This window comes from Tardiphaga sp. vice154 (genome assembly GCF_007018645.1).
Taxonomy (GTDB): domain Bacteria; phylum Pseudomonadota; class Alphaproteobacteria; order Rhizobiales; family Xanthobacteraceae; genus Tardiphaga.
The window spans coordinates 624,928-641,257 of sequence record NZ_CP041399.1 but is presented as its reverse complement, the minus strand read 5'-3'; the positions used below and the strand labels follow the sequence as shown (position 1 = coordinate 641,257).

The window sequence follows — 16,330 nt, the reverse complement described above, 5'->3', positions numbered from 1 at the left end:
CTCGCCTGCGACCAAAAATCAGGGAGGAATGCGATGGCCCAACTCTTGGTACTCTACAAGACGCCGACCGACTCCGCTGCCTTCGATGCGTACTACGCAAAAACCCATATCGCACTGGCGAAGAAGATTCCCGGTGTCAGGAAATATGAGATCAGCCAGGGCAGCATTGCCGGTCCGTCGCCGACCGGCGTCTATCTGGTCGCGACGCTCACCTTCGACAGTCTCGCGGCGATCCAGTCCGGCCTCGCCAGCGCCGAAGGACAGGCCGCCGCAGGCGATGTTGCCAATTTCGCCACTGGTGGCGCCGACATGCTGATGTTCGATACTAAAGCGCTGTGACCCTGGGGACAGGCAGGGCGGCCGGTTCGCCGGCCGTCTCTGGCCTGCCATGAAAAGATTGCTGATGAACGGATCCGACACGGCCGCGATGGCCGGCTTCACGCACCACCGCATCGCCGCCTGCGGCATCGAGTTGCACGCCGTCGAGGCCGGCACCGGGCCGCTTTTGGTGCTGGTCTCGGGCTGGCCACAGACCTGGTATTCCTGGCACAAGATCATGCCGGAGCTGGCGAAACATTTTCGCGTCGTGGCCGTCGACCTGCCAGGTCTCGGCGACAGCGACTACCCGAAACACGGCTACGACACCGGCTCGATCGCGCTGCATCTCGACGCCGTGCTCGAGGCCTTCGGCGCGCCCGATTGCATCCTCGTGACGCACGATATCGGCGCCTGGATCGGCTACGCCTATGCCGCGCGGCGGGCGCCGCGCGTGCGGCGGCTCGTGCTGATGGACGCGGCGATCCCCGGCCTGGTGCCGATGGAGGTGTTCCGCTTCGCGCCGGAGACCGTCGGCCGGGTCTGGCACTTCTATTTCAACTTCATGGACGGGTTGCCGGAAAGCCTGATCGGAGGCCGCGAGCGCGAATTCCTCGACTGGATGTTCCACGCCAAGACCGTCGATCACGACACCGCCTTCGATGCCGACGCGCTCGATATCTACGCCCGGGCCTATGCGGCGCCGGGCCGCTGGAGCGGCGGCATGGGCTATTACCGGGCGATCTTCGACTCGATCGCCCAGAACCAGGCCAGTGCTTCCACGCCGCTGACCATGCCGGTGCTGGCGATCGGCGGCTCGGCGGGGCTGGGCGAGGCGATGGGCAAGACCATGGCGCAGGCGGCAGCCGACGTGCAATCGGCGGTGATCGACCGCTGCGGCCATTATATCCCGGAAGAGCGGCCCGCCGAACTGCTGGCCGTGCTGCTGCCGTTCTGCCGCGCCTGAACAGTTTTACCGCCGGTTCCCATCGAAAAGCCGCAAATCTCTCAGCTTTTGCGCTAGAGAGGGCGTTCGCCCCGTCCAGGGGCCACCCCCTCCGCGTAAATTCGGCAAGGAATCAGTATGGATCGCATTCGCATCGTTGGCGGCGCACAACTCAATGGCACGATCCCGATTTCGGGCGCGAAGAACGCTGCGCTGCCGCTGATGATTGCGGGCCTCCTGACCGACGAGACGCTGATCCTCGACAACGTGCCGCGGCTCGCCGACGTGGCGCAGCTGCAGCGGATCATCGGCAACCACGGCGTCGATATCATGTCGGCCGGCAAGCGCCCCGGCGACCACGAATATCAGGGCCAGACCCTGCACATCACGGCGAAAAACATCGTCGATACCACCGCGCCCTACGAGCTCGTCTCGAAGATGCGGGCGTCGTTCTGGGTGATCGCTCCCTTGCTGGCGCGGATGCATGAAGCGAAAGTCTCGCTGCCCGGCGGCTGCGCCATCGGCACCCGACCGGTGGATCTGCTGATCATGGCGCTGGAGAAGCTCGGCGCCGAACTGACCATCGACGGCGGCTATGTGATCGCCAAGGCCCCCGGCGGGTTGAAGGGCGCCGTGATCGACTTCCCGAAGGTGACGGTGTCCGGCACCCATGTCGCGCTGATGGCGGCGACCCTGGCCCGCGGCACGACCATTATCAACAATGCCGCTTGCGAGCCGGAAATCGTCGATGTCGCCGACTGCCTGAACAAGATGGGCGCCAAGGTCAGCGGCGCCGGCACGCCGACCATCACCATCGAAGGCGTCGCCAGACTGCACGGCGCCCGCCATCCGGTGCTGCCGGATCGCATCGAGACCGGCACCTATGCGATCGCGGTGGCGATGACCGGCGGCGACGTGCAATTGTCCGGCGCGCGCCCCGAACTGCTGCAATCGGCGCTCGACGTGCTGACCGCGGCCGGCGCCACCATCACGCCGAACAATGACGGCATCCGCGTCACCCGCAATGGCGCCGGCATCCGCCCGGTCAACGTCTCGACCGCACCGTTCCCGGGCTTCCCGACCGATCTGCAGGCGCAGCTGATGGCCCTGATGGCCTGCGCCAAGGGTACCTCGCACATCACCGAGACGATCTTCGAAAACCGTTTCATGCACGTCCAGGAACTGGCCCGGTTCGGCGCCCAGATCCATCTCGACGGCGAGACCGCAACCATCGACGGGATTGCCCGTTTGAAGGGCGCGCCGGTGATGGCCACGGATCTGCGCGCGTCGGTGTCGCTGGTGATCGCCGGCCTGGTCGCCGACGGCGAGACCATGGTCAATCGCATCTACCATCTTGACCGCGGCTTCGAGCGGCTCGAAGAAAAATTATCCGCCTGCGGCGCCACCATCGAGCGCATCAGCGGCTAAGGGTTTCGCACCATTTTCAGGAAGGTCGGGAACGGCCATGACGGGTCAACGCAAGCTGATTGCTCTGGATGCCGACGATCTCGCGGTGATCTCCGCCCATGTGCAGGACGCCGCGGTGCGGGTCGCCGACATCATCTGGCGGCAGGGCGAAAAGCGGCTGGTGATCGGCATGAGCCGGATCGACTGGGACCAGAGCATCGAAGGCGAGGTTACGCCGCGCCGCCTGCTGGCCGCTTTGCGCTTCGACCGGGTGCTGGCCTGTAAATCCCGCGACATCGACCTGGAGGCCGCCGACGTCGGCCTGGAGCTGCTCGGCATCGAATTCCACGCAGCCGACGCCCCCTCCGGCAGCGCCGTCCTGATCTTCGCGGACGGCGGCGCGCTGCGGCTCGACGTCGAATGCCTGGAAGTCGAACTCGCCGATCTCGGCCCCGACGATCTCGGCGTCAGCGCCGACGCCGCGACCGATCTGAACGCGTAATTTTTGGTGCTCCCACGGCACTGTCCTTCACCCTCCCCCTCCAGGGGAGGGTAAGAAAGGGCTCCCGCTCTATCGCCTGCCTTTGGCCCTTGGCTCGGGCTTCAGTGCCTGCGGGTCGAAGCCGATGTAAAACACGTAGCTGTCGCCCACCGCCGCTGAGGGCGCGGGATAGACGAGATCTTCGCCGACCAGGCTGAACGGCACGCTGGTCTCGCCGCCGATCTGCACCCTGGTCTGGAACACTTTGGTAGCGATGGTCTTCGGGCTGACGCCTTCCTGCACCACGGCGACGCGCAGCGGCACATCGACGACGTCGGGCGCGCCGGAGGGGCCGACGATGACGCGGCCCTGGATGCCGATCCGCACGGTGATCTGTCCGGCGTTGAGGTTACAGTCGCGCGCGGTGCGAGTGATGGTCGCCTGGTAGCGCAGATCATTGCCGACCGCCTGCTTGCCGGGCGCGGCCACCGCATAGGTCGAGGCGCCCGGCCGGATGCTGACGCTGGGACAGGTCAGGTCGCCTTCCTGCGCCGGCGGCGGCGCCTCGCCGGGCTGCTGCGAATTGGAGCCGAACAACTGGCCGAAGCGGTCGCCGACCGCCGAGGTGGCATTGCCGATCGTGCTGCCGGCCCCGAACATGCTGCCGCCGCCGCAGCCCGCCAGCGTCAGGCTTGCCACCGCCAGCAAGAGCCACGGCGCACGCGCCCTCGCCTGCCTCACATCGATCTTGCGCATGATGTCGATATCCCCGGAAATTCAGTAGTTTGCGCCAGCCGTCCCCCGCCGGTGCAGCGCCTTATAGCAGCGCAATGGCGGCAAACCCAAGGCATTCGGGTGCGTTCGCGCCTCGTTCGCCGCAAGCCCGGCGGCGCCCAGCACCTCTCCCCGTTGGGAGAGGTCGGATTGCGCAGCAATCCGGGTGAGGGGGCGCAGCACCATCGATGGCATTGAAGGCCCCTCACCCGGAGCCTTGCTCACGCAAGGCTCCGACCTCTCCCCTGCAGGGAGAGGTGAAAAAAGTGAGTCCTACCCCCTGAAATCCTCGTGCAGCATGCCGTACAGGAAATGGTCCTGCCAGACGCCATTGATGCACAGATAGCGGCGCGCCAGGCCCTCTCGGGTGAAGCCGCATTTCTCCAGCACGCGGACCGACGCCATGTTGGTCGGAATGCAGGCGGCCTCGACGCGGTGCAGATTGAGTTCGCCGAACAGCGACGGCAGCAGCACCCGTAACGCCGCGGTCATCACCCCCTGCCCTGCATAGGGCTGGCCGACCCAGTAACCGACGGTACCCGCCTGGACGATGCCGCGCCGGACATTCGCCAGCGTCACGCCGCCGACCAGCACGTCGTCGGATTCGCGAAACACCAAAAAGGGGTAGGCGCGGTCGGCCGCGGCGTCCTCGGCGTAGCGGCGAAGCCGGCGGCGAAAGCCGGTACGGGTCAGGTCATCGGACGGCCAGATCGGCTCCCACGGTGTGAGATAGGCGCGGCTGTGTTCCCGCAAATCGGCCCATTGCGGGAAGTCGGCCATTGCGGGCGCGCGCAATTGCAGGCCGTAGCCGCGCGGCGCCAGCGATGCCGGCGCGCTGGATGGCAATCGAAACAAGGCCATGGGCTTCCCCGAAACCTTCCTGCTCTCCAGGAGCGGCCTCAGTGTAGCAGCGTTTTGTCGCGGGCGCGGGTCAAACCTTCGGCAAAGGCGACCGCCGCGTCGAGCCCGCGGCCGGTGCCCAGCGCGCACACCGCCGGACGGCTGCGCGTCAGCAGCCCCCTTGCGACGTCGCGGGTAGACTCGATGCTGACGGCATCGATACGGGCGACCAGTTCCTCGACGCCCAGCGGCCGGCCGTAGTTCAGCATGTGGCGGGCGAGCTGTTCGGCGCGCGAGCTGCAGCTTTCCAGCGCCATCAGGAGGCCGGCTTTCATCTGCGCCTTGGCGCGGGCGATCTCGCTCTCGGTGAGCGTCTCGACCGACTCGTTGATGACATCGACGATGACTTCCATCATCTCCGGCGCGTCGGCTGGATCGGTGCCGGTGTAGAGCCCGAAAAAGCCGGTGTCGGAATACGGCGCGTGGAAGGTGTAGATAGAGTAGCACAACCCGCGCTTCTCGCGGACTTCCTGGAACAGCCGCGAGGACATGCCGCCGCCGAGGATGTTGGTGAACACCTGCAGGCTGAACAGCGAGAGATCGGACTGCGGCAGGCCTTCCAGCGCCAGCGTCAGATGCGCCTGCTCCAGCTCGCGGTGCACGACGCGCGAGCCGCCCTTGCCGAACATCGCCGGCTGCGGCTTCGGACCGGCGGCGCCGGCAAAGCTGGAAAAGCGGTCGGAAGCCTCGTCCACCACCTGGCGGTGGCTGACAGCGCCGGCGGCGGCGACCACCATCTCGGGGCCACGATAATGCGTCGACAGATAATTCTGCAGCATGTCGCGGTCGAACGCCTTCAGCGTCTTGGCGGTGCCGAGCAGGGAGCGGCCCATCGGCTGGTCGGGATAGCAGAGCTCGTTGAGGTGCTCGAACACGACGTCGTCCGGCGTGTCCTGCGCCGCGCCTATCTCCTGCACGATCACGCTTTTCTCGCGTTCGAGCTCATCCGGCACGAAGGAGGGATTGGCGAGGATGTCGGAGAGCACGTCGAGCGCCAGCGGCACGTCGGCCTTCATCACGCGGGCATAATAAGCGGTGGTCTCGGTCGAGGTGCCGGCATTGAGATCGCCGCCGACCGCCTCGATCTCCTCGACGATCTCGCGCGATGAACGCTTCTTGGTGCCCTTGAACGCCATGTGCTCGAGCAGATGCGAGATGCCGTGTTCGTTGGGCTTCTCGTCACGGCCGCCGACGCCGGTCCAGACGCCGAGCGCAGCCGTTTCCAGATGCGGCATGGTGTCGGTGATGACCGTCAGGCCCGAGGGCAGCTTGGTGACTTCGACGCTCATCAAATAGCTCCTTGCTTCGCGGCACGGCTGACCGACAACACGAACCGCTCAATATCGCTTTGGTCATTCTTCATGACCGTAATGTGCTCATGCTTTTCCATCAGCCCCGCGAGATAGACGGGCAACGCCGGGCGCACGCCGCAAGCGGCTTCCACCGCATCGGGAAATTTTGCCGCATGCGCGGTGGCCAGCACGATGTTCGGCACGTGCAACTCGGTGGCGTCGCGATCGGCAACCGCCAGCGCCACCGCGGTATGCGGATCGACGAGATCGCCGGTCTCGCGCCAGGATGCGCGAATCGCCGCGTCGGTCTCCTCGGCGTCGGCACTGCCGGCCTCGAAATCCGCGCGGATCGCGGTGAGCAGCGCTTCCGGCAGCACGAAGCGGCCGGACTGTTTCAGCGAGTCCATCAGCCCGCGCACCAAGGCGGCGTCGCGGTTGGAGGCCTCGAACAGCAAGCGCTCGAAATTCGACGACACCTGGATGTCCATCGACGGCGACGCCGTCTCGTGCACTTCGCGGACTTCGTAGATGCCGGTGGCGATGGTGCGCGCCAGGATGTCGTTGATGTTGGCGGCGACGCGCAGTTTTCGCACCGGGAGCCCCATCCGCTTGGCGACGTAGCCGGCAAAAATGTCGCCGAAATTGCCGGTCGGCACGGTGAAGTCGACTTCGCGGTACGGCGCGCCGAGGGCGACGGCCGAAGTGAAGTAGTACACCACTTGGGCCACGATCCGCGCCCAGTTGATCGAGTTGACGCCCGACAGCGACACCGCGTCGCGGAAGGCGTGGTGATTGAACAGGCCCTTCACCAGCGCCTGGCAGTCGTCGAAATGTCCTTCGATCGCCAGCGCATACACGTTCGACGCACCGGAGGAGGTCATCATCAGGCGCTGCACGTCGGAAATCTTGCCGTGCGGAAACAGCACGATGAGATCGACATTGTCGCGGCCGGCAAAGGCGTCGACGGCGGCGCCGCCGGTGTCGCCGGAGGTCGCGACCACGACGGTGGTGCGCTCCGCGCGCTTCGCCAGCACATGGTCCATCAGCCGCGCGATCAACTGCATCGCGACGTCCTTGAACGCCAGCGTCGGGCCGTGGAACAGTTCGAGCACGAACTGGTTCGGCGCGGTCTGGTCGAGCGGCGCCACGGCGGGATGGCGGAACGTGGCATAGGCCTCGTTGGCCATGCGGCCGAGATCCTCGTCCGAGATCTCGCCGGCTACGAAGGGGCGGATCACCTCGACGGCGACTTCCCAATAGGGCCGGCCGAACAGAGCGGCGATTTTGTCGGGCGAGAGCTGCGGCCAGACCAGCGGCACATAGAGCCCGCCGTCGCGGGCCAGGCCCGCCAGCATCACATCGCAGAAGCCCAAAGTGGGGGCCTCGCCCCGCGTGGAAATATACGTCGTCAAGGCGTCCTCCAAAGGCGCGGGATCCCGCCAAGCCTTTGATCATGATGGATTAATATTTCGCATGGAGCGAAATCAGGCGGCACCATAAAGGGTTTTACGATCAAGGGGAAATGCCGGGTCAAACCCGGCGCTGCCCCTTCACCCACACCCCGAACGCACCTGCCACTGCGGCGGCGAGGCCGAACCAGGTAATGGCATATTGCAAATGGTCGTCCTTGATACGGACCTCTAGCGGGCCGGGCTTCGGCACGCCGCTCGGCGGCACCGGGGATTCGAGGTCGATGTAGAACGGCGCGACCTCGCCCCAGCCGAGCTGGTCGGCCATCGCGCCGATGTCGCGGGTGAACCACAGCCGCTTGCCGGCATCGGCGGTCGCGGTCAGGGAGCCTGCGGCTTCCGGGAAGCGCAGATAGCCGGTCATCGCAACCGGCGCGCCGGTGATCAGGCGCTGAACCGCGCGGTCCTGCTGGGCGCGGTCCTGCATGGTGTTCTGCACGAAGCCGGCATTGATCGCGATGGTTTCGCCGGACGGCAGCTGGGCCGGCAGGAAGGCCCAGGTGACCGGGCCGACCGCGTCCGGCCGCACCGCGGAGCCGGAGCCATAGACCATCGCATCGGGCAGCGGCTTCAGCACCGCGGTGAACGTCACGCGGCGGAACTCGTCGGTCGCGGGTGTCAGTGATGGCCAGGTCGCGGCGGCCGGCAATGCGCCGGGCGAAGCCGTTAACCGCTCGGAAAGGGCGGCGAGCAGCGCGTGCTTGGCGGTGCGGCGCTGCAATTGCCAGACGCCGAGACCGATCAACAGGCCGACGATGGCGAGCGAAAAAAGGCTGAGACCGATCAGGCCGCGGCGGCGGGCGAGCACCGTCATTTTGGGGCGCGATCGATCAACTGGCCTTCGGAGGCCTTGTGGTGGAATTGCAGCGCGATCAGCAGCGACTTCATCGGCCGCAGCGGCCCGATCGTGGTGAGCAAAATCAGCGGCAGCCACATCGCGGCGTGCAGCCAGAACGGCGGCTGGTACTTCACCTCGACCACCAGTGCGCAACCGACGACCAGCGCGCCGGCGATCATGATGAGAAACACCGAGGCGCCGTCGCCGACATCGATGAAGGTGTAATCGAGCCCGCAGGAATCGCAGGACGGTTTCAGGTCGATGAAACCCGCGAACAGTTTTCCCTTTCCACAACGCGGACATTTGCAGGCGAGACCGCGGAGGACGGTCTGCGAGAGCGGGACAACAACCGGGACACTATCGACCATGGGCTCTTCCTTCCTCTCCCCCGCGCGAAGCGAAGCTTCGCTAGGTGGGAGAGGGTGGACGCGCGAAGCGCGGCCGGGTGAGGGGTAGTGGTGCACTCGGCCCCCTCATCCGACGCGGACTTCGTCCGCGCCACCTTCTCCCACAAGGGGAGAAGGCAAGGAAGCCAGAAACAAAAAGGGCGGCCTTGCGGCCGCCCTCTTCTAGCACATCGCGCCGATCAGTGCGCGGCAGCGCCGGCGACGTGGCCGCCGTAGCCCCAGACGTAGATGCTGATGAACAGGAACAGCCAGACCACATCGACGAAATGCCAGTACCAAGCGGCGAATTCGAAGCCGAGGTGCTGCTTCGGCGTGAAGTGGCCGGCATAGACGCGGAACAGGCAGACCAGCAGGAAGATGGTGCCGACCAGCACATGGAAACCGTGGAAGCCAGTCGCCATGAAGAAGGTCGCCCCGTAGACGTTGCCCGAGAAGGCGAAGGCGGCGTGGCTGTATTCATAGACCTGCACGCAGGAGAACAGCGCGCCCAGCACGACCGTGAGGATCAGGCCGTACTTCAGACCCTTGCGGTCGCCTTCGAGCAGCGCGTGATGCGCCCAGGTCACCGTGGTGCCCGAGGTCAGCAGGATCAGCGTGTTGAGCAGCGGCAGGTGCCAGGGATCGAAGGTCTGGATGCCCTTCGGCGGCCAGACGCCGCCGAACAGGGCCTCGCGCGTCGCGTGCACGGTATCGGCGGGGAACAGCGAGGCGTTGAAATAGGCCCAGAACCAGGCGACGAAGAACATCACTTCGGAGGCGATGAACAGGATCATGCCGTAGCGGTGGCTGATCTGCACCACGCGAGTGTGGTCGCCCTTGTATTGCGCTTCGCGGACCACGTCGGTCCACCAGCTGGCGAAGGTGTAGAGCACGCCGATGGTGCCGACGCCGAACACGATCGGGGCCGCGGCATACATCTTGTGCATCCAGCTGACCGCGCCGACCGCCATGATGAAGGCGAACAGCGAGCCGACCGCCGGCCACGGCGAGGGATCGACGAGATGATAGTCGTGGTGCTTCGCTTGCGCCGTAGCCATTGTGTCTCTCCGTCAGCTGCCCCGGTTTGCGCCGGTGCGTTTTCTTTTTAGCCCAGAATCTCGAACGCTCAAAGATCGCGCTTATAGGTTACCCTTGCGCTTGTCCGTCTCGCTCGAGGCTACCGGCCTCGGCGCGGGGTCGCGCACCGGATAGAAGGTGTAGGACAGCGTAATCGAATTCAGGCCGTCGTTTTCGGAATCTGCGGCCAGCGCAGGATCGACGTAGAACACCACCGGCATCTCGCGGGTCTCGCCGGGCTCCAGCGTCTGCTCGGTGAAGCAGAAGCAGTTGATCTTCTGGAAGTACGACCCGGCGGTCAGCGGCGCGACGTTGTAGGCCGCCTGGGCGTAGGTGGTCCGCGCCGACTGGTTGGTCACGCGGTAGAACACGGTGACGACTTCGCCGATCCGGACAGTGATCTCGGTCTTTTCCGGGACGAACTTCCACGGCAACCCGCCGGATACGTTGGAATCGAACCGCACCGCGATGGTGCGCGCCAGCGGCCCGGTAGCCGGCGCGGCGCTTGCCACCATGGTGGTGCCGTTGAAGCCGGTGGCGCGGCAGAACCAGTTGTAGAACGGCACGGCGGCGTAGGACGCGCCGACCATGAAGGCGACCAGCAGCCCGCACAATGCCGCAACCCTGGCGTCCCGGCCAAGGCCGCGGCGCTTTTGGGGAACTTCAAGCTGCGGCTTGACGGTCATGTCATCACATCGGCCGGACGAGAACGCCCGGCCCCTTGACGAGGGTTACAGCGAAGAACAGCACGACGAGAATGCCGAGTGCCCAGGCGATCGCCAGCGAGCGCTCGCGCTGGCGCTTCTTCTGCGTGTCGGTGAGGACGATGCCGTCCAGCTTGGGCTTGTTGCTATCCATAGCGCTACCAGACCAGCGGCAGGATGGCCTTCACGACCACCTCGAGAAGCAGGATGGCGAACAGAGCGAACAGGTACAGGATCGAGAACGCGAACATCTTTCGCGTGGCGCGCAAGGCGGCGCTGCCGGTGCGGCGGGTGTAGACGTTGACCGCGCACAGCATCATGCCGGCGCCGAGCACCAGCGACGCCACGCCGTAGACCGCCGAGAAATAACCCATCGGCCACGGCGCCACGGCGACCGCGACCAGCACGATGGTGTAGAGCAGGATCTGCAGCCGCGTCGCATCGGGACCGGCGACCACCGGCAGCATCGGCACGCCGGCGCGGGAATAGTCGTCGTTGCGGAACAGCGCCAGCGCCCAGAAATGCGGCGGGGTCCAGAAGAAGATGATGAGGAACAGCAGGATCGGCTCCATCGAGAGCGTTCCGGACGACGCGGCCCAGGCGACCACCGGCGGCAGCGCGCCCGCGGCGCCGCCGATCACGATGTTCTGCGCGGTCCAGCGCTTCAGCGCGATGGTGTAGATCACGACGTAGAAGAAGATCGTGAAGGCGAGCAGCGCGCCGGCCAGCCAGTTTACGAGAATGCCGAGCGTCATCACCGAGAAGAACGCCAGCACCAGGCCGAAGGTCAGCGCCTCCGGGCGGGTGATGCGGCCGCGCGGGATCGGGCGGTTGGCGGTGCGCGACATCAGCGCGTCGATGTCGCCCTCGTACCACATGTTCAGCGCGCCGGAGGCGCCGCCGCCGACCGCGATGCACAGGATCGAGGTGAAGGCGAGGACCGCGTTATGATCGCCGGGTGCGAGAAAATAGCCGACCATCGCGGTGAACACGACCAGCGACATCACCCGCGGCTTGAGCAGCGCGAGGTAATCGCGAACTCCGGCTTCGGAAATCCGCGGCAGCGTAAGGTCGATGGCGTTGTGGTCGATGACGGACAAGAGCGTTCTCATTTCTCAAATTCGACTTCGCCCCTTGTGAAGGGCGAAGTCGTCAGGCGAGCGCGGCGCCGAGGGGCGCCGCGCTCGGTCGAGCTTACTTGATGCGCGGCAATATTTCGAACTGGTGGAACGGCGGCGGCGAGGTCAGCGTCCATTCCAGCGTGGTGGCGCCGACGCCCCACGGGCTGTTGGCGGCCTTTTCCTTGCGGATGAATGCATCGACCACGCCGTAGAGGAAGATCAGCACGGCGAAGCCGGAGATGTAGGAGCCGACCGACGACACCAGGTTCCAGCCCGCGAAGGCGTCGGGGTAATCGACGTAGCGGCGCGGCATGCCCGACAGGCCGAGGAAGTGCTGCGGGAAAAAGGTCAGGTTGACGCCGACGAAGGTGACCCAGAAGTGCAGCTTGCCGATGAAGTCGGAATACATGTAGCCGAACATCTTCGGGAACCAGTAATACCAGCCCGCGAAGATTGCGAACACGGCGCCGAGCGACAGCACGTAGTGGAAGTGCGCCACGACGTAATAGGTATCCTGCAGCACGCGGTCGACGCCGGCATTGGCCAGCACGACGCCGGTGACGCCGCCGACGGTGAACAGGAAGATGAAGCCCACGGCCCACAGCATCGGCGCCTTGAACTCGATCGAGCCGCCCCACATCGTGGCGATCCAGGAGAAGATCTTCACGCCGGTCGGTACCGCGATCACCATCGTGGCGGCAACGAAATAGGCCTGCGTCGCCGAGGACATGCCGACAGTGTACATGTGGTGCGCCCAGACGACGAAGCCGATGCCGCCGATCGCGACCATCGCATAGGCCATGCCGAGATAGCCGAACACCGGCTTCTTCGAGAAGGTCGAGATGATCTGCGAGATCATGCCGAAGCCCGGCAGGATGAGGATGTAGACTTCCGGGTGGCCGAAGAACCAGAATAGATGCTGGAACAGCACCGGATCGCCGCCGCCTTCGGCCGCGAAGAAGGTGGTGCCGAAATTGCGGTCGGTCAGCAGCATGGTGATGGCGCCGGCCAGCACCGGCAGCGACAGCAGCAGCAGGAATACGGTGACCAGGATCGACCACACGAACAGCGGCATCTTGTGCAGGGTCATGCCCGGCGCGCGCATGTTGAAGATGGTGGTGATGAAGTTGATGGCGCCGAGGATCGACGAGGCACCGGCCAGATGCAGCGCCAGGATCGCGAAGTCGACGGCAGGGCCGGGATGGCCCGAGGTCGAGAGCGGCGCATACATCGTCCAGCCGGAACCGACGCCGTTATTGCCGGGCGCGCCTTCGACGAAGGTGGAGATGATGAGCAGCGCGAAGGCGGCGGGCAGCAGCCAGAACGAGACGTTGTTCATGCGCGGGAACGCCATGTCCGGCGCGCCGATCATCAGCGGCACCATCCAGTTGCCGAAGCCGCCGATCATCGCCGGCATCACCATGAAGAAGATCATGATCAGGCCGTGCGAGGTGACGAAGACGTTGTAGGTGTGGCTTTCGGTGAAGATCTGGACGCCGGGATACATCAGCTCGATGCGGATCAGGATCGACATGATGCCGCCGATCACGCCGGCCGCGATCGCGAAGATCAGGTACATCGTACCGATGTCCTTGTGGTTCGTCGAATAGACGTAGCGCCGCCATCCGGTTGGATGGGCATGCGCGTGGTCATCGTGCGCGTGAGCGTCGTGAGCCGGTGTTGCCGCGGTCGTCGCCATGTTCAAATCCTGCTATGTCGTCTCTTGGCAGTCTCTTTGCGCAGTATCGGGCGTGTCAGCCCGCAACCTCGCGGTCCCGTCGCCGGCGGTTACTGCGCCGCGGCGTATGAATTCGTCTTGTCGCTGGCGAACTTCTTCTTCGCCGTCTCTAGCCAAGCGGTGAACTCCTGGTCGCTGACCACCCGGACGGCGATCGGCATGAAGGCGTGGTCCTTGCCGCACAGTTCCGAACACTGGCCGTAATACATGCCGACCTTGGTCGCCTTGAACCAGGTCTCGTTGAGCCGGCCCGGCACCGAGTCGATCTTGATGCCAAACGACGGCACCGCGAAAGAATGGATCACGTCGGCGCCGGTGGTCTGGACGCGGACCACCTTGTTGACCGGCACCACCATCTCGTTGTCGACGCCGAGCAGGCGCGGCATCTTGTCGGCGGCCAACAGCGAGTCGAACTCGAACGGACCATTATCCGGGTAGCTGTAGCTCCAGTACCACTGCTTGCCGGTGGCCTTGACGGTCAGGTCGGCCTTGGGAATGTCGAGCTGCAGGAACAGCAGGCGGAACGACGGGACCGCGACGGCGACCAGGATCAGCACCGGGATCAGGGTCCATGCGACCTCGATCATGGTGTTGTGGGTGGTCTTGGAGGGGACCGGGTTGGCCTTGGCGTTGAACTTGACCACCACAAGGACCAGCAGCACCAGCACGAACAGCGTGATGCCGATGATCAGCCAGAGTAGGAAATTATGGAACCAGGTGATGTTCTCCATCACCGGCGTGGCGGCTTCCTGCAGCTTGTATTCCCAGGGCGCGGGCTGCCCCATGATTTTGGCGGACTCTTGCGCTGACGCCGTTCCGGCAGCAGCGAGCCCGGCTCCCAACATCGCGAAACCCAGCAACCGGCGGCCAATCTGGCCCTTCGACATCTTCATGCCGCGCGCGCTCCCATGTAATCGTCTGGCATTCCGGCCTGTTGCCGTGATCTGCCGATCCGTCCGCATCCTGACAAACGGCGAGTGCCGCGTGGCTAGAATGCGTCGAAATCCAGCTTCTCAAACCATAATTCTTGATCCGTCGCAATGCAGTAATGGTCGATGATGGAATGCAATCGACGAGGTTGCGCCACGACGGTAATTCGCGCTTCAAATCGAGCGAAATGCGCCCCCTGCCGCCGGGCCGGCTTGACAGAAGCAACGCCCGATGTACGCACAGGGCAGGCGCGCCCTGCGAGGTTGATTCGGCGCTTCGGGCGCTCGCCGCCCGGCGAAGATGCCTTCAAGGCGCCGTCATTGCCGTATCAGTCGTCGCGACGGACATTTGCCGGATCTAGCGTCAATTCACCTGCAGCCTAGTCGACTGCCGAGCCACCTGCCAAGGGATCGACCCAGATGGGCCATTTGAGATTGCAGCACGGACCGGTCGCGGACCGCAATGACCGCATCGGCGCGGCGCCGCGCCGGCTGGCGCTGGCCGTCGCCGCCCTGCTCGCGCTGGCAGTTCCGGCGGGCACCGCCCACGCCCAGGGCGCGGTGCGCTCGGTGCATGGCGACTGGCAGATCCGCTGCGACACGCCGCCCGGCGCCCAGGCCGAGCAATGCGCGTTGATCCAGAGCGTGGTCGCCGAAGACCGCTCCAATGCCGGCCTCACCGTGATCGTGCTGAAGACCGCCGACCAGAAGAGCAAGCTGATGCGCGTGGTCGCTCCGCTCGGCGTGCTGCTGCCCTCCGGCCTCGGGCTCAAGCTCGACAATCAGGACGTCGGCCGCGCCGGCTTCGTGCGCTGCCTGCCGAACGGCTGCGTCGCCGAGGTGGTGATGGACGACAAGCTGCTCGGGCAGCTGCGTACCGCCAAGACCGCGACCTTCATCATCTTCGAAACCCCCGAAGAAGGCATCGGCTTCCCGCTAAGCCTCAACGGCATCGGCGAAGGCTACGACAAGCTGCCATAGGGGCTGGTCCCGACAGCTAGAGCAGCAACGCCATGAACAGGACGTTCTCGTGGCTGCCATCGACACATACCGCATCCATGTGCATGCCCTCAGTCAAAAAGCCGAACTTCCGGTAGAGGGAGATAGCACCGGCATTGGCTTCGCGGACAGTCAGTTCGATTCGGTGAAGCCCTTTGGCGCGGGCGGCGTCTAATGTTGACCGGATAAGTCGGGTTCCGATGCCCTGCCCTCGAAACGCTGGCAAGAGTCCCATGCCGAGAATTGCGCTGTGGGCATAGATCGGCTTGCTGTTCGGCCTTGCGTCGCACCAGCCAACGACGTGCTCGTCCCCTGCCACGGCAACGAATTGAGGATGGCCATGCTCGATATTGTCGAGCACGAATGCGCGCACGGCTTCGGACGTCGGGCCCTCCAGAAACGACAGGTAACGCTTTTCACGGGCAACGCTGTCCAATGCCCGGGCGAAACCGGAAATGTGGGATGCAGTGATCGGCAGAACCTGAACAGTCATGAAGTTTGCTGCATCGGATGCAATTCTATTTTGGCGTAGCCGCAACGAGCCATCCGAGGCGCGACAGCACGGTCAAAGCCGCAACGGCAACTGTCAACCCGCCTGAAATCCAGCAGCCGATATAACTCTTGGTAGGAAGGTGGCTGATGCGCTCCGTCAAGGTGGCCTGACTGACCTTTAAATCGGTCAGGTCTTTTCCCGCCTCCCTGAGGGCGATCTTCATGTCACCGACGTTTTCACGAATGTTCTTTACGTCGGCTTCGAGACTGGCGACCCGAGCTTCGATCATGCCGTCGAATGTGCCTGCTCCGCCATGCGCCTGCAAGGCGGGCCAGGGGGTTTGGGAGCAAGGATCTGATCGGATTCATCGGCCATGCCCAATTTAGCCACACTCCCTTGAGGTTGATAAGTTATTTTTCACAATCTTTCAGGGAGCCGGGCATGAGCTTTCGGCGATTTCA

Annotated in this window: 20 protein-coding genes; 5 read left to right on the top strand and 15 right to left on the bottom strand. The window is 64.8% G+C overall.

Features of this window, described 5'->3' with window-relative positions; genetic code table 11:
* The first annotated feature begins 33 nt into the window (after nt 1–33).
* The 4 genes from FIU28_RS02965 (at nt 34) to FIU28_RS02950 (ending at nt 3,170) form a co-directional block, all read left to right on the top strand.
* A complete protein-coding gene (locus tag FIU28_RS02965; protein ID WP_143571604.1) occupies nt 34–339 on the top strand; it encodes an EthD family reductase in 306 nt (101 codons plus the stop codon).
* A 64-nt stretch (nt 340–403) separates the two neighbouring features.
* The gene (locus FIU28_RS02960) at nt 404–1,282 is read left to right on the top strand and encodes an alpha/beta fold hydrolase (RefSeq protein ID WP_168202847.1); all 879 of its coding nucleotides are present in this window, start codon (nt 404–406) and stop codon (nt 1,280–1,282) included.
* A 117-nt stretch (nt 1,283–1,399) separates the two neighbouring features.
* The gene (murA, locus tag FIU28_RS02955; RefSeq protein ID WP_143571602.1) at nt 1,400–2,689 is read left to right on the top strand and encodes a UDP-N-acetylglucosamine 1-carboxyvinyltransferase; all 1,290 of its coding nucleotides are present in this window, start codon (nt 1,400–1,402) and stop codon (nt 2,687–2,689) included.
* Between the two features lie 37 nt (nt 2,690–2,726).
* Nucleotides 2,727–3,170, top strand: coding sequence for a DUF2948 family protein (locus tag FIU28_RS02950; RefSeq protein WP_143571601.1), 444 nt, complete (start codon nt 2,727–2,729; stop codon nt 3,168–3,170).
* Between the two features lie 69 nt (nt 3,171–3,239).
* Here the strand turns inward: FIU28_RS02950 and FIU28_RS02945 are convergent, their stop codons facing one another.
* The 13 genes from FIU28_RS02945 to FIU28_RS02885 form a co-directional block, all read right to left on the bottom strand.
* Complete coding sequence (locus FIU28_RS02945; RefSeq protein ID WP_143571600.1) at nt 3,240–3,905, bottom strand: hypothetical protein; 666 nt, start codon at nt 3,903–3,905, stop codon at nt 3,240–3,242.
* A 291-nt stretch (nt 3,906–4,196) separates the two neighbouring features.
* Nucleotides 4,197–4,784: a GNAT family N-acetyltransferase gene (locus FIU28_RS02940; RefSeq protein WP_143571599.1), complete on the bottom strand. Its 588-nt coding sequence runs from the start codon at nt 4,782–4,784 to the stop codon at nt 4,197–4,199.
* Between the two features lie 38 nt (nt 4,785–4,822).
* The gene (locus tag FIU28_RS02935) at nt 4,823–6,112 is read right to left on the bottom strand and encodes a M16 family metallopeptidase (RefSeq protein WP_143571598.1); all 1,290 of its coding nucleotides are present in this window, start codon (nt 6,110–6,112) and stop codon (nt 4,823–4,825) included.
* Nucleotides 6,112–7,527 carry a threonine synthase gene (thrC, locus tag FIU28_RS02930; RefSeq protein ID WP_143571597.1) on the bottom strand — a complete coding sequence of 472 codons (1,416 nt, stop codon included), beginning with the start codon at nt 7,525–7,527 and terminating at the stop codon, nt 6,112–6,114. The genes FIU28_RS02935 and thrC overlap by 1 nt, the downstream gene beginning before the upstream one ends.
* Nucleotides 7,528–7,645: 118 nt before the next feature.
* A complete protein-coding gene (locus tag FIU28_RS02925; RefSeq protein ID WP_143571596.1) occupies nt 7,646–8,398 on the bottom strand; it encodes an SURF1 family protein in 753 nt (250 codons plus the stop codon).
* Nucleotides 8,395–8,790, bottom strand: a complete 396-nt coding sequence (locus tag FIU28_RS02920; RefSeq protein ID WP_143571595.1) for a DUF983 domain-containing protein — start codon at nt 8,788–8,790, stop codon at nt 8,395–8,397. Before FIU28_RS02920 ends, FIU28_RS02925 begins: the two co-directional genes overlap by 4 nt.
* Before the next feature lie 218 nt (nt 8,791–9,008).
* A complete protein-coding gene (locus FIU28_RS02915) occupies nt 9,009–9,866 on the bottom strand; it encodes a cytochrome c oxidase subunit 3 (RefSeq protein WP_143571594.1) in 858 nt (285 codons plus the stop codon).
* Between the two features lie 81 nt (nt 9,867–9,947).
* Nucleotides 9,948–10,571 (bottom strand): cytochrome c oxidase assembly protein, encoded by a 624-nt coding sequence (locus FIU28_RS02910; protein ID WP_143571593.1) that lies wholly within the window; start codon nt 10,569–10,571, stop codon nt 9,948–9,950.
* A gap of 4 nt (nt 10,572–10,575) precedes the next feature.
* On the bottom strand, nt 10,576–10,743 hold the full coding sequence (locus tag FIU28_RS02905; protein ID WP_143571592.1) for a CoxF protein: 168 nt from the start codon (nt 10,741–10,743) through the stop codon (nt 10,576–10,578).
* A 4-nt stretch (nt 10,744–10,747) separates the two neighbouring features.
* Entirely contained in the window at nt 10,748–11,689 is a 942-nt protein-coding gene (locus FIU28_RS02900; protein WP_143576004.1) for a heme o synthase, read from the bottom strand.
* A 94-nt stretch (nt 11,690–11,783) separates the two neighbouring features.
* On the bottom strand, nt 11,784–13,409 hold the full coding sequence (ctaD, locus tag FIU28_RS02895) for a cytochrome c oxidase subunit I (RefSeq protein WP_143571591.1): 1,626 nt from the start codon (nt 13,407–13,409) through the stop codon (nt 11,784–11,786).
* An 89-nt stretch (nt 13,410–13,498) separates the two neighbouring features.
* On the bottom strand, nt 13,499–14,341 hold the full coding sequence (gene coxB, locus FIU28_RS02890) for a cytochrome c oxidase subunit II (protein WP_143571590.1): 843 nt from the start codon (nt 14,339–14,341) through the stop codon (nt 13,499–13,501).
* Nucleotides 14,342–14,436: 95 nt separating this feature from the next.
* Nucleotides 14,437–14,688 (bottom strand): hypothetical protein, encoded by a 252-nt coding sequence (locus FIU28_RS02885; RefSeq protein WP_143571589.1) that lies wholly within the window; start codon nt 14,686–14,688, stop codon nt 14,437–14,439.
* Between the two features lie 109 nt (nt 14,689–14,797).
* Between FIU28_RS02885 and FIU28_RS02880 the strand changes: the two genes are divergently transcribed.
* Nucleotides 14,798–15,358: an invasion associated locus B family protein gene (locus FIU28_RS02880; protein ID WP_246660844.1), complete on the top strand. Its 561-nt coding sequence runs from the start codon at nt 14,798–14,800 to the stop codon at nt 15,356–15,358.
* Between the two features lie 16 nt (nt 15,359–15,374).
* Here the strand turns inward: FIU28_RS02880 and FIU28_RS02875 are convergent, their stop codons facing one another.
* The gene (locus FIU28_RS02875) at nt 15,375–15,869 is read right to left on the bottom strand and encodes a GNAT family N-acetyltransferase (RefSeq protein WP_143571588.1); all 495 of its coding nucleotides are present in this window, start codon (nt 15,867–15,869) and stop codon (nt 15,375–15,377) included.
* 25 nt (nt 15,870–15,894) lie between these two features.
* On the bottom strand, nt 15,895–16,158 hold the full coding sequence (locus tag FIU28_RS02870) for a hypothetical protein (RefSeq protein WP_143571587.1): 264 nt from the start codon (nt 16,156–16,158) through the stop codon (nt 15,895–15,897).
* Nucleotides 16,159–16,330: the final 172 nt, after the last annotated feature.